General features: G+C 50.8%; 10 protein-coding genes. 9 read left to right on the top strand and 1 reads right to left on the bottom strand.

All coding sequences use genetic code 11. From position 1 onward, the window contains the following. The first annotated feature begins 49 nt into the window (after window positions 1-49). Entirely contained in the window at window positions 50-1,372 is a 1,323-nt protein-coding gene (nagZ, locus tag AC50Y3_RS14320) for a beta-N-acetylhexosaminidase (protein WP_494819401.1), read from the top strand. 81 nt (window positions 1,373-1,453) lie between these two features. Here the strand turns inward: nagZ and AC50Y3_RS14315 are convergent, their stop codons facing one another. Continuing rightward, entirely contained in the window at window positions 1,454-2,485 is a 1,032-nt protein-coding gene (locus AC50Y3_RS14315) for a LacI family DNA-binding transcriptional regulator (RefSeq protein WP_494819400.1), read from the bottom strand. A gap of 487 nt (window positions 2,486-2,972) precedes the next feature. Between AC50Y3_RS14315 and AC50Y3_RS14310 the strand changes: the two genes are divergently transcribed. From AC50Y3_RS14310 to AC50Y3_RS14275, 8 genes are all read left to right on the top strand, one after another. Beyond that, on the top strand, window positions 2,973-4,274 hold the full coding sequence (locus tag AC50Y3_RS14310; RefSeq protein WP_494819399.1) for a sugar ABC transporter substrate-binding protein: 1,302 nt from the start codon (window positions 2,973-2,975) through the stop codon (window positions 4,272-4,274). Between the two features lie 133 nt (window positions 4,275-4,407). After that, window positions 4,408-5,721 (top strand): carbohydrate ABC transporter permease, encoded by a 1,314-nt coding sequence (locus tag AC50Y3_RS14305; protein ID WP_494819398.1) that lies wholly within the window; start codon window positions 4,408-4,410, stop codon window positions 5,719-5,721. After that, complete coding sequence (locus tag AC50Y3_RS14300; RefSeq protein ID WP_210660868.1) at window positions 5,718-6,557, top strand: sugar ABC transporter permease; 840 nt, start codon at window positions 5,718-5,720, stop codon at window positions 6,555-6,557. The genes AC50Y3_RS14305 and AC50Y3_RS14300 overlap by 4 nt, the downstream gene beginning before the upstream one ends. Then, on the top strand, window positions 6,557-8,194 hold the full coding sequence (locus AC50Y3_RS14295) for an alpha-amylase family glycosyl hydrolase (RefSeq protein ID WP_494819633.1): 1,638 nt from the start codon (window positions 6,557-6,559) through the stop codon (window positions 8,192-8,194). Before AC50Y3_RS14300 ends, AC50Y3_RS14295 begins: the two co-directional genes overlap by 1 nt. 753 nt (window positions 8,195-8,947) lie before the next feature. Continuing rightward, a complete protein-coding gene (locus tag AC50Y3_RS14290) occupies window positions 8,948-9,346 on the top strand; it encodes a DUF2089 domain-containing protein (protein ID WP_494819632.1) in 399 nt (132 codons plus the stop codon). Window positions 9,347-9,361: 15 nt separating this feature from the next. Next, window positions 9,362-10,510, top strand: coding sequence for a DUF4097 family beta strand repeat-containing protein (locus AC50Y3_RS14285; protein WP_494819397.1), 1,149 nt, complete (start codon window positions 9,362-9,364; stop codon window positions 10,508-10,510). 77 nt (window positions 10,511-10,587) lie between these two features. Beyond that, window positions 10,588-12,414 (top strand): ABC transporter ATP-binding protein, encoded by a 1,827-nt coding sequence (locus AC50Y3_RS14280; RefSeq protein WP_494819396.1) that lies wholly within the window; start codon window positions 10,588-10,590, stop codon window positions 12,412-12,414. Next, window positions 12,407-14,221, top strand: coding sequence for an ABC transporter ATP-binding protein (locus AC50Y3_RS14275; RefSeq protein ID WP_494819395.1), 1,815 nt, complete (start codon window positions 12,407-12,409; stop codon window positions 14,219-14,221). Before AC50Y3_RS14280 ends, AC50Y3_RS14275 begins: the two co-directional genes overlap by 8 nt. Window positions 14,222-14,262: the final 41 nt, after the last annotated feature.

Genomic DNA, 14,262 nt, shown 5'->3' with positions numbered 1-14,262 from the left:
ATGGTTACAATTGCAATAAGTACGTGAAGAGGAACGGGTGAACGGACAGATGAAGAAACTTGCTATTGGATTAATGGCTTTGTCGATTGGACTATTAGGCGGTTGTACACATAAGGGAGAGACCGGCGAACAGCCGCCGGTCGTCGTTTCGCCGCCTGACTCGGAGCAGCCGGCGGATGAGACGCCAACGGAAACGCCGGAAACCCCCGAAGAGCCGGCAACGCCGGCAGTGCCGGAGACTCCCGAGCAGCCGGAGCAACCTGAGCAACCGCCGGAAGATGCCATCACGCAGCAGATCGAGAAGATGTCGCTTGATGAGAAGCTAGGGACGATGATTATTGCCGGAGTGGACGGTACGACGGGCGGCCAGGCAGCGAAACGAATGATCGTGAATCAGCATGTGGGCGGCGTTATCTTCTACGCGAATAATATTGAGACCCCTAAAGGGGTTATCGCCTATGTGAACCAGCTGAAGGCGTGGAACAAAGACAATCCATCGCCGCTCATTGTCTCCGTCGACCAGGAAGGCGGCCGAGTGAGCCGGCTTCCCGGACTTGTGAAGCTGCCAACCGCCAAGGCGATCGGAGACACGGGCAACAGCGCGTACGCAACGAAGATTGGCAGCATACTCGGAGACGCGAGCAAGGAGATGGGCTTTAACGTGGACTTCGCGCCGGTGCTGGACATTAACAGCAACCCGAAGAACCCGGTCATCGGCGACCGATCCTACGGTTCGACGCCTAAGGTCGTGACGAAGATGGGCATCTCCGTCATGGAGGCTATCGAGGCGGAGGGGGTCATTCCGGTTGTGAAACATTTTCCGGGGCATGGGGATACGTCGGTTGACTCGCACTTGGAGCTGCCGGTTGTCAACAAAAGCGAAGCCGCGCTCAAAGCCTTCGAGTGGGTCCCTTTCCAAGAGGCGATTGATAAAGGGGTAGATGCGGTCATGATCGCGCATATTCTCTACCCGAAAGTGGACGACAAAGTGCCGGCCTCCCTATCCAAACGGGTCATCACAGATGAGCTTCGCGGCGAGCTCGGTTACGAAGGCGTCGTCATGACGGACGATTTGACGATGGGGGCAATCGCGAAGAATTATGGCATGGGAGAAGCGGCGGTCATGTCGGTGAAGGCGGGCAGTGATATTTTGCTCGTGGCCCATGAGTATAAGAATGTGGATGCCATACTTGCAGCGCTCAAGAAAAGCGTGAACAACGGCGGCATTACTGTGGAGCGGGTGGACGAAAGTGTGAAGCGGATTCTAATGCTGAAGCAGAAATACGAGCTGACAGACACGAAGACGCCGTCGACGCCGGATCTGAATGCACTCAATGCTGCGATTCAAAAAGCAGTTGCCGTTTATCAATAATAGGCCCGGTTCTGCAGGAGTACGAGTACGGAGGCATAATAAAAAGGCATCTTCCAGCCGGACAGCGGAGGATGCCTTTTGTTATGTTTTCTTGCCGCCCGAATTGATCGACGATTCCCGCACGATCAGGCGATGCGGAATGATGATATGATTCTGCGAGAGCGGCTCATCATGCACGATGCGCAGCAAGGATTGTGAAGCGGTGTAGCCGAGCTGATAGGTGCCGATATCGATGGAGCTGATCGGCGTGGATGCAAGCTCAGACAGCGGAATATTGTTAAAGCTGACGATGCAGATGTCCTGCGGAACACTGTAGCCAAGCTCTGTCAGCCCGCGCAACACGCCAAAGGCGAGCAAATCGTCGAAGATGACAAGGGCAGACGGCCGATCCGGCAAGCTCATGAAGAAAGACATCGCCCGATATCCGCTTTGCTGCAGCAGATCCCCTTCCAATACCCACTCTTGTTGAAATGGCAGGTTCGCTTCCTTGAGCGCTTTCTTATACCCAAAGAGACGATCCTGGGATACGACGAGATTCGGCGGACCGCTAATAAAGCCGATTCGCTTATGGCCTTGTGCGATAAAGTGGCTTGTGGCGTCATAGCTCGCTTGAATATTGTTGTTATCGATCGACAGCACATCCGGAAACTCGTCGCTTCGCCCGATGAGCACGAAGGGGAAGTTCTGCTGCTTCAAGAATCCGATGATCGGATCGGAGGTGCGCGAGGACAACAGCAAAATACCATCGACGCGGCGTCCCATAACGAGGCGCGAGATGGCTTCAAGCTCATTGGAATCGGAGGTAACCGTCGTCATCAGCATGTCGTAGCCGGCTCTGGTCGCCTGCGTAACGATGCCGCGTATCAATTCGCCGAAGAAGAAGTTCAGAAACAGCTCTTCAGCAGGGCGCGGCAAGACGATACCGATGGTTTGCGTTGTTTTCGACACCAGACTCTTCGCCATCATGTTCGGATGATAGCCGAGCTGATCCATGATCTCTTTCACCTTGCGGGACGTTTCCCGGCTGATTCGCGGATGGTTCGAGACGACTCTCGATACCGTGGAAGGCGAGACGCCGGCGATTTTTGCAATATCTTTAATCGTGACTGACATAAAATCCCCCAATTGCGCAAACGTATGCACTTATCATTGTTTATGTAAGCCGATGCTTAATCTGTACTTTACCTAGAGTATATCATTGAAAAGTTTTTCATGCACAAATTTAATTTTCTGAGATAGGGGGAGAAAAACAGAGGAAATGGAAGAACGGTCCGTAATTATTTGTGCAAACGAACTGTGCAAACGTTTTCCCAACCAGCAGGCCTTAGTGTATAGTAAGGGCGTCGGTAAAACGCTTTCTTTCATAAAAAGAAGGAAATTAAAGCCTCGAATTACCATTTCCATGGCCATCTGTACAAACGTTTGCACAAATGCAAAGGATCGTGTACAATGCAAGAGCCGCATTTTTATGCAACATGCATGGCTCGGGTTATTGCATCATCCAAGGCAATCGCGCTATTCGTAATAGGATGTCGATAATTGGTTACGCTAGGCTTATGCTCCGGCGATTACGCTTTAATAACGAGAGGGGTTAAATAGAATGAAAAAGACAGTATCCTTGCTTCTTGTTTTAACACTTGCTGCCACACTGACAGCATGCGGCTCGAAAAACAACAATGAAAACACGGGTGAAACCAACACCGGTACAGTAAACAACGGAACGGGCAACAACACGGCTGAAGATGCTGAGCTTGTACCTGAAGATGGCGCAACTTTGCTTGTATGGGAAGCTAAAGAAGAGCGTCCTTTCGTTGAGAAAATGATGAAAGAATTTAAAGAGAAATACGGCGTTGAAGTGAAAATGGAAGAGCTTGGCGCTGGCGACCAAGTAGCGAAATTGACAACTGACGGTCCTGCCGGAATCGGCGCAGACGTTGTATTGTTCCCGCACGATAACCTTGGTAAAGCAGTAGCGGCCGGTCTTGTGCTTCCGAATGATGTATACGAAGAAGAAGCAAAATCGGAGAACAGTGACGTTGCCGTTCAAGCAGTTTCGTACGATGGCGTACTATACGGCTTCCCGCGTGCAGTTGAAACATACGCAATGTTCTACAACAAAGATCTAATCGCAACGCCTCCAACAACGTTTGACGAAGTGAAAGAATTCGCGAAAACGTTCAACGACGGTAAAAAGAATAAATATGCATTCATGTGGGATATCGGAAACTTCTACTTCAGTTATCCGTTCCTAGCTACAACAGGCGGCTTCGTATATGGCAACAACGGCCAAGATAAAGCGGAAATCGGCCTTAACAACGCCGGTGCAGTAGAAGGCGCAACTTACTTCGCTTCGCTGAAGAAAGACGTATTGCCGCTTAAATCCGGCGATGTGACGTACGACATCAAGAAAGGTCTGTTCACAGGCGGTACGCTTGCTATGAACATCGACGGCCCATGGGCAATCGGCGATATCAAGAAATCCGGCATCAACTTCGGTGCAGCGCCAATCCCTAGCATCAACGGCAAACCGTCCGTATCGTTCTCCGGCGTTAAAGCTTGGTACGTAAACTCGTACACGAAATACCCTAATGCAGCGAAATTGTTCGCGCGTTTTGCTTCCACGAAAGAAGCGCAATTGGATGACTTCACTTTGACTGGCGCTATTCCTGCAAACAAGGAAGCGACAGAAGATCCGAAGATCCAAGGCGATGAAATTGTAAAAGCATTCGTAGAGCAGTTCAAAAACTCGCAGCCAATGCCTTCGATCCCTGAAATGGGTAACGTTTGGACTCCAATCGGCGCAGCGCTTTCCGACATCTGGAACGCTGGCAAAGATCCAAAAGCAACGCTTGATAATGCTGTGAAGCAAATCGAAGATGCTAATGCAGCTGTAGCGAAGTAATTCGCGGCAGTCGCGGTATCGGAAGCAGCCAAATGGCTGCGAATAAACAACCATACAATGCCGTCACCCGCCCTTTCTTATAAGGGGCGGGTGACGTAACTTTATTCGGACAAGGGAAAGGAGCTGGAGGTGGATGCAGCGGCATCAAAAAACAGCAACTATTTTATCTGTTCTCGCGATGGGTCTTGGTCAACTGTATAATCGTCAGTTCGTGAAAGGCATTCTTCTGCTTTGCGTTGAAATTATGGGCGGCTACTACTTCATTCAGAAGCTTCCACATGCCATTTGGGGTCTCGTTACCCTTGGTGATACACCGACAAAGCTTGTTAAAGTCGGCAAACGCTATAAGAACGTAGTCGGTGACCACTCCGTCAACTTGCTAATCGGCGGACTTGTTATTCTGATTTTATTCAGCTTATTTGTTGTCATCTATGTAATGAACGTCAGGGATGCGAACCGAACCGGCAAGCTGCGGGATGAAGGCGGCAAACCGGCATCGTTTAAACAATCCGTCAGCTATGTAACCGACAAACGGTTCCCTCAGCTGCTGCTTACGCTGCCTGCTATCTCCGTGCTGTTCTTAACGATCATGCCGATATTGATGGCGATCCTGCTGGCATTCACTAACTACTCCGCACCGGAGCATATTCCGCCTGCGAAGCTTGTCGATTGGGTTGGGTTCCAGACGTTTATCGATTTGCTCCAATTAAAGACGTGGAGCCATACGTTCTACGGCGTGTTCATTTGGACGGTTATTTGGGCGGTTATCGCCACCGTTACAACCTATTTCGGCGGTTTGTTCGTCGCGCTGATGATCAATCAGCAGGGCATTCGTTTCAAAGGGATGTGGCGTTCGATCTTTATCATTCCTTACGCGATTCCACAGTTAATCTCGCTGCTTGTCATGCGTAACTTATTTAACGGCCAATTCGGGCCGATCAATCAGTATCTCGGCTATTTCGGGATTGGCAAGCTTCCTTGGCTGACCGATCCGTTCTGGGCGAAGGTTACGGTTATTCTCGTCAACATGTGGGTCGGGATTCCGGTCTCCATGGTCCTTATTCTGGGTGTGCTTACCGCGATCCCAAGAGATATGTACGAGGCTGCCGAGGTGGATGGCGCTACAGCGTTCCAGAAGCTCCGCGTCATTACATTGCCTTTCGTGTTCTTTGCTACAACACCGATTCTGATTACGCAATTTGCAGGTAATATCAATAACTTCAACGTCATCTTCCTGCTGACGAATGGTGACCCGGTTAAGGGTGACTATCAGTACGCGGGCAGCACCGACTTGCTCGTTACATGGCTGTACAAGCTGACGCTTAATAACAACAAGTACAATTTTGCATCCGCGATCGGGATTATCATCTTCGTGATTGTCGCTTCGCTCTCGATTTGGAGCTACCGTCGTTCACGGTCGTTTAAAGAGGAGGATATGATCCAATGAGTATGAAATCGAGGAACGTCTTCCGTTTAACGTTGACCTATATCATTCTGACACTGATCGCGATTTGCGCGATTTATCCGGCCGTATGGGTGCTGTTCTCCGCTCTGCGTCCCGGCAGCGCACTGTTTAGCGAACAGTTCTTCCCGAGCCATCCGACGCTTATCCATTTCAAGGAGCTGTTCACTTCACCAAGCTTCAGCTTCGGCCGCTGGTATTGGAACACGCTGAAGATCGCTACACTGTCGATGCTTCTGTCGACCTTGCTGACTACGCTGAGCATGTACGCTTTGTCGCGTTTCCGCTTCAAGGGTCGTAAAACGTTACTAACTACGATGCTCGTCCTTGGGATGTTCCCGGGTTTCATGAGCATGGTCGCGATCTATATCCTGCTGCTTCAGCTGGATTTGCTGGATACGCATGCAGCGCTCGTACTCGTGTATTCTTCGGGCTCTGTGCTTGGCGGCTTCATTGTAAAAGGGTTCTACGATACGATTCCGCGGAGTTTGGATGAAGCAGCGCGGATTGACGGAGCAAGCCATTTGACGATCTTCTGGCGCATTATGCTGCCATTGTCACGCCCAATGCTTACGTACATCGGGCTAACGACGTTTACGGGTGCATGGGTAGACTTTATCTTCGCAAGACTTGTTCTGCGTTCCAAAGAAAACTGGACGCTTGCAGTCGGCATGTGGGATATGGTGGCTAACTTCCAGAACAGTAACTTCACGATGTTCGCGGCAGGCGCCGTTATGATTGCCATTCCGATTATGATTCTGTTCGCGTTTCTGCAGAAGTTCCTTGTTGAAGGACTTACTGCCGGAGCATCCAAGGGGTGATGATCATCCGTACCTTTATAAGCAACAAATTCGCGGCGGCCACATTGGCCGCCGCTCTTCTAATCACCTTGCTGGCAGGCTGCTCCTCCTCGAAGGATGAACACGAGCAAGAGAAGAAGGTTGGGAAAGAAGCGGCTGCGGCACAGGTCGATGAGCAGCCGGGAACGGTTTATTATGAAATCTTTGTTCGTTCCTTCTCGGATTCTAATGGAGACGGCATCGGCGATCTGAATGGCGTGACCGAGAAGCTGAGCTACTTGAAGGAGCTGGGTATTGGCGGGATTTGGCTGATGCCGATTAATCCTTCCCCCAGCTATCACGGCTACGATGTGACGGATTATTTTGGCATCAACAAGGATTATGGCACGATGGAGGATTTGAAGAAATTAACGGAGGCTGCACATAAGCTTGGAATCAAGGTCATTATGGATCTGGTGGTCAATCATACGAGCAACGAGCATCCTTGGTTCAAATCCGCGATCGCTGATCCGAAGAGCCCCTATCGCAATTGGTATCATATTAAGCAAGCGGATGCACAGGTGCCGGCAGATGGCGCTGTCGGCGGTAATCCGTGGCATCCGTTCGGGAGCTTGAAGTACTTGGGCGACTTCTGGGAAGGGATGCCCGATCTCAACTTTGACGAGCCTGAAGTTCGCAGCGAGATGATCGCGATCGGCAACTACTGGCTGGAGCAAGGCATAGATGGATTCCGACTGGATGCGGCGAAGCATATCTACGGCGATTTTGCGTCTACCATTAACACCGATGCCGTCAAAGCGAGCAACCAGAAGTGGTGGCAGGAGTTCCGTAAAGGTATTAGTGGTACGAAAAAGGACGCTTATCTCGTAGGCGAAGTCTGGGATTCCTCGGTTATCATCGCGCCATACCTGGACCAAGCGCTCGATTCCGCCTTTAACTTTGATTTGGCGAAGAAGCTGCTCTCCGGCGCAGACCGGGAGCAGAATCCCGATGTCGCGTTTAGTCTTGGCCGCGTATATGAGATGTACAACAAGTCATCGAATGGTGCGTTCTTGGATGCGCCGTTTCTGACGAATCATGACCAGAACCGAACGATGAGCGAGCTTGGCGGCAATGTGGATCATGCCAAGATGGCGGCAGGGTTGCTGCTTACGCTTCCGGGCAATCCGTTTATCTACTACGGTGAGGAGCTGGGCATGCAGGGGATGAAGCCCGACGAAGCAATTCGCGAGCCGATGCCTTGGTATGCCTCAGGCGCAGCGAGCGGCAAAGGGCAGACGACCTGGGAAGCCTCCCGCTACAACACGACGCCGAATACGGTTTCGGTTGAAGCGGAGCAGGCTGACCCGAACTCGCTGCTCTCGCATTATAAGAAGCTGATTGCTTGGCGCAATGAACTGCCAGCGCTTCGCGATGGCACGATTGTAGAGAAGAACACCGATAGCCCGTCCGTTGCCGCGTATTACCGCGAAACGAACGAACAGAAGGTTCTCGTTGTTCACAATATGTCGGCGGCTGAGCAGATTATTGATCTGACATCAGGCGGTACCGTGGCGAAGGATGCTTTTAAAGAAATCGCGCGCTCCACCAAGGACGGCGCCAAACTGGGCGAAGGCAAGCTGAAGCTCCCGCCTTATAGCACGGTTATATTGCAATAAACAGGGGCTGGGTTGTCCCACTCGAGGTCATCGCAGGATGATTTCGGGTGGGGCAGCTCTTTTTTGTTTTGAGCAGTATTGTGAGTAAGTTGTGGATTCTGTGGATAATATGTGCGTAAGCCTGGGGATAACCGAAAATGGTGCATGCTGTACTGTGCGATGGTGTCAGCCATCCCATGGAGGCCTTCGCGGTAATGAACCCTAGAACCCTTATATCGGCCCGTTGCTCGGTTTGGAAACCTAACGAACCCCAGAGGAAAGCTCTAACGAACCGTACAACGCTTATTTGCCTTAAATTTGGCCCGAAAAAATTCTAACGAACCGTAGAGACGCTATTCGGAGGTTTGTGAGCGGAAATGTGGGGATATTGCGGTAATAAGGCCTGTACGGTTCGTTAGATTCCTAAAGGCAATAAATCCGGCCAAATAAGGCCCCTACGGTTCGTTAGCTTTTCATCGACTGTCTCCCACGCTTCATTAGCTTAGAATAGCGGTTAGTTTCGTGAATATAAGTCCTTCAGGGTTAGGGTTCCTAAGTACATAGTCCGCATCCGCGGAAGCGAAAGCTCATTTGGCTGCCTCTGGAATTCGCAATTTCTTTCCGGGTGCCCCTTCCACCGTCGTACCGCAAAGGATTTGATGCGGAGAAAATAAAATATTAAATTATTTAATTTATAACTTGTAAAATTGAATATTATTATTTAATATAATTCAATATACGACTGAATAATTTAAAATCACAACCTGAGGAGGGATTGTTCTGAAATACCCACCACCGCAGCAATGTCCCGTATGCGAGAATAAGCTGACGATCCAAGAGCTCAAATGCGATCATTGCCACACCACGATTAAAGGCAGCTTCGAATCGACCAGACTGGCCTCCCTTAACGACGAGCAGTTGAAGTTCGTGGAGGTGTTCCTGAAGGTTCGGGGGAACATCCGCGAGATGGAAAAGGAACTCAGCATATCGTATCCGACTGTTCGGAACCGGCTTGACCACATTGTGGAGGCGCTTGGTTACCAGGCCTCACCCGCGCCAGAGACGGCAGCGGCCGCAGAGGATTCACAGCGCAAGCAGATTCTATCGAAGCTCGATGAAGGTGCGATCACGGTTGAAGAAGCATTGAAGCTCATTCAAGCGAGTAAAAAATAAAGGAGCGATTGCGAAATGCGTGAAGAACGGACAATGATTACAAGAATGATCGAGGAACGGAAAATTACCGTAGAGCAAGGTCTGGCACTGCTTGAAGCGCTTGAGCGAGGCGAGAGTACGCCCGCCGAGGAGGATGCGGTCGTCCCAGCCCCGCTTCATAAGGAAGAACAGCCGCCGGTGAGCAATTCCGTCGTTCATGGAGGACAAGCCGGACAGGGAGAGGCTTACTGGGAAAGCAAGCTCCACTCTTTTCCGACGGAGTATGTGGAATTTAAGACGGATAACGGCTCCATCCAGTACCGGACATGGGATCAAGCTTTCACGCAGGTGAATGTGACGGCGAAGATGGACAAACCAAACAACAGCTTCGATTTGCACAGCTGGCTGCAAGAGGCGGTTACGCAAAGCTCCGATGATGAACGCTATCGGTTCAGCGTGAGTATGGATGATCTAGATGACCGTCAGATCGATGTGGCTGTAACCATTCGAGTTCCGCAAGGACAAGCCTACGAGTTGTTCCACATGTCCGCGACGAACGGGTTCATTGATGTCCAGCAGATCTCCGCGGAGACGGCTGCATTCACATCGACAAACGGAAATATCGAGATTGAAGGCATCCAGGTTGAGCAGGTGAATGTAACAACGGTTAACGGCTTTATTCACATAGGCGGACTCCAAGCCGAATCGGCTGTGCTTACAACAACGAACGGCAAGATTACAGCGAAAGGCCAACTGGAACAGCTGGAATGCCGCACGACGAACGGTTCCGTCCATACGGACGGCGTTATAGCCGAGACGATAGAGATACACACGCAGAATGGCAACATCAAAGCGAACTGTCAGTTCGAGGAATTGGCATGCAAATCGCAAAATGGGAAGATTGAGATTCTGGTAGCGAATGCGACCTCAGAAAGCAGCATTACCGCTAAAACACATAATGGCAACATTACAATTCAGTTCCCGGCTCATTCGACCGGTGTTTACGGCGAATTAAACGTCAATCATGGTCGCGCGGCCTGCCGCTTGAATGGCCAACAGCTGGTCGACAAGAAACAGGGCGATGAAGCTGACAACTGCCAAACATTCCGTCAAGGAGACGAGGAATTAACCTATGTGGAGGCTTCTTCCCACAACGGATCGATCCATGTGAGCGACGAATTTTAGCTTGCATGTATTGCTCCTGAGAAGACATCTCTTATACTGGGAATTCCTTATACTTCCATTTTGAAAGAAGGATGATTGTGGAAACACAAGCACTCAATCCGAAGAAAACGCTTATCCGCAACCTGAAGTGGATCCTGACCACCCTGTGGCAGCATGATAAAGCAGCGGTCCTCTTCATGGCGGTGGCTGCGGTTGCCGAGGCGGTTGTACCGCTGATTGTTGTCCTTATCCCCAAATTAGTGCTCGATGCCATAACACAAAGCAGTGATATGAAGGCACTATACACCGTCATTATCGGGCTCGGTTTGTTTCTGTTCGCAGCTCAAGCGGTCGCCACTTGGTCGACGCACCAGGTATGGCCCCGCTACTCCACCTTCCGCATGCAGCTCATCCGTCTGTCGGGGAAGAAGTTCATGGAGATGAACCAGGAGGATATTGAGAATGCGATTGTGCTGGATTTCAGTCAGAAAGCGGACAACGCGGTGGAGAATGACGGGAATGGGGTCGAGGGGCTGCTTCATAACGTAACGGAGATTTTGAATCGGTCATTGGTCGTCATCGGCTGCTCAGCCATACTGCTTAATCTGAATGTCGTCGTGATCCTTGTTCTCGGTATTATCATTTCCATCAACTTCTATGTGAATTTGCGCAATCGTTACGTGGAGAAAAGCATCCTTGATTCCCTCTCTACGATATTTCGGCAGACGGACTACATCATGGCGGCTACGAAAAATTTTAAGTTTGGCAAAGACATCCGTTTGTTCGGTTTGCGCAAGTGGCTGTCGGATAAGTTTTGGAGTGTTGTAAGCGTTGACATCGCCAAGAGCTGGCTGCTCCGCAAACGCTATATCATCATCGACGCGGTGTACAACGTTGGAATCGTCGTGCAGGAGGCTGTGCTTTACGCGTGGCTGATCTATAAAGTGCTGTATGCGGATTTGTCGATTGCGGACTTTACGATGTATGCGGCTGCCGTTCGGGCATTCTCTTCGAGCTTTGGTCAGCTGCTGGAACGATTCGCAGAATATTTGCAGCAAAATATGCGCGTGGACGACTATCTGGCGTTTATCGAGCTGCCGATTCGGGACAATTCCTTGGAGCGAATTGCGCTTACTCCTGATCGCAATGCTTCCTATACCATCGAATTCGAAAATGTTTCATTTATGTATACGGGCCGGGATGAGTATGCGCTTCGAAACGTTTCAATTATCTTGAAGCCCAAAGAACGTCTGGCGATTATCGGACTGAACGGCGCTGGCAAGACCACCTTCATCAAACTGCTGACGCGGATTTATGAGCCGACGGAAGGGCGGATTTTGCTGAACGGAACGGATATTCGCCATTTTGATAAGAAAACGTACTACCAAATGTTCTCCGTCGTGTTCCAGGAGATTATGATGTTTGCCTTCTCGGTTAAGGAGAATGTCGCCGTGAGGGAGCTGGATGCGCTGGATGCCGGTAAAGTCGAGCGCGCCGTTAAAGGGGCCGGACTAGGCGACAAAGTCGCAGGATTGCCGAAGGGCTACGACACCTATGTGCAGAAAGTGCTGGACGAAGAGGGAATCGAGTTCTCCGGCGGCCAGAATCAGAAGATCGCCCTCGCAAGGGCGCTCTATAAGGATGCACCGATTGTTGTGCTGGATGAACCGACTTCCGCCCTTGATGCCTTGGCGGAGTACGAGGTCTATCAAAGCTTTGATCGGATGATCGGGGATAAGACCGCCATTTATATTTCGCACCGACTCTCCAGTACGCGGTTTTGCACGAACATCGCGGTGTTCAACGATGGCCGGATTGAAGAATACGGCACGCATCAAGCGCTCATCGCGCAGGGCGGCACCTACAAGAAGATGTTCGATATGCAGGCCGTATACTACAGCAATGAGGTGAAGGTCGTTGGCTAATCGGAATCGAAGTCACGTTGGCACGCTGCGAACGCTGGGTTATTTCTATCGCTTCACATGGAAGCACAACAAACGTTATCCGCTCTATTTGGTACTGAGTATTTTGCTCAAAGCCGTTGTCCCGTTTCCGAACATTCTGTTCCCTAAATCTATCATCGATGAACTCATCGGCGGCAAAAGCGTTGAGAAGCTCGTGCTGTACACGGCGCTGCTGATCGGAAGCAATCTTGTGATCTCATCTCTGCTGTCGGTGTGCAATCATTTGCTGCAGTTTATCAATATGCGGACGAATAAGCTGCTCGATTTTGTCATCATCAATAAAGCCATGGAGATGGATTACGAGCATATCGAGAATGCAGCGGTGCTGAACATGTCGGAGCGAGCGACCTCTTCTATGAAGTGGGGCACTTGGGGCATGTACGGGGTCACCTCCAAGACTGTCGAGATTCTCGCAGGTATCATTACGCTAGCAGGTCTGGGTTATGTCTTCTCCACGGTGGAGTGGTGGATTGTTGCGCTGGTTCTTCTGTTTGTCGCCGCTAACTTGTACTTTGGCGCAAAATTGTCTGAGGCCAACCACAGCTTCTGGGGTAAAATGTCGGGTTATAACCGGATGTTCGATTATTTCCGCGGTATCCTGAAGGATTTCAAATTCGGCAAGGATATTCGGCTGTACGATGCTTCGGGTTTGATCCTTAGTCGGCAGCAAGAGAGCATTCAATTCAATCGCAAAATATCCGGTGAGTGGTCCAGCCTGAATGTGAAATACAACATGCTGTTCAACTTCTTGAATGTGCTGCAGCAAATGGTGCTGTACGGGTATTTTGCGGCGAAGGTGTTTGTGGGTGCGATCACCATCGGTAGTTTTACGATGTACATTGCGGCTGCTTCGGCGCTGAAGGACAGTATCGAGAACGTCTTCGGCGAGACGCTGCGGCTGCGGGAGCATGCTAAGTATTTGGCCGAGTTCGTTCGGTTCGCGGAGCTTGAGGATGTGAAGCCGCGGGGGCAGGGTGCGCTGCCGGCGGAGCGGGATTTTGTCATCGAGTTTCGGGATGTGTCGTTCAAGTATCCGGGAAGCTCGGAGATGATATTGAAGGACTTCTCCATTACGATTCCGTTCGGGCAAAAGCTCTCTGTTGTGGGGATGAACGGTGCGGGCAAGACGACGTTTATTAAGCTTCTGACGCGGCTGTATGATCCGACTGAAGGTCAGATTTTGCTGAATGGGGTAGATATTCGGACGATCGAGCTGGCTGAATACGAGAAGCTGTTCTCGGTTGTGTTCCAGGACTTTGCGATCTTCGCTTTCAGCATGAAGGAGAACATCCAGATGACGATGGGCGACCAGGCCGAGAAGCTGCATGAGGTCATCGATAAAGCTGGGTTGGCAAGCGTTGTGGAGACGCTGGAGAAGGGTGTCGATACGGCGGTTTATAAATATTTTGACGAGGATGGCGTGGAGTTCTCCGGTGGAGAGACGCAGAAGATCGCGCTCGCACGCTCGTTGTATAAGGATGCGCCGGTCGTGGTGCTCGATGAACCGACCGCGGCGCTGGATCCGATTGCCGAATATGAGATCTACAATCGGTTTAACGAGATCATTTCAGGCAAAACAGCCGTGTACATTTCGCATCGCTTGTCCAGCTGCAGGTTCTGCGATGTCATCGCCGTCTTCCATCAAGGCCGGCTCATCCAGTATGGCAGTCATGATGAGCTGATGCTGGAGCAGGAAGGCAAATATGCGGAGATGTTCAACGCGCAGGCGCAGTATTATGTGGATGAGGGGACGGCGCAGGCGGGATAATTTTCTCGGTTCGTCGGGATTGGAACAAATAGGAGTGCCGC

It is taken from the genome of Paenibacillus sp. J22R98, from assembly GCF_059383835.1.
This window is presented reverse-complemented; position numbering and strand designations above follow the sequence as displayed.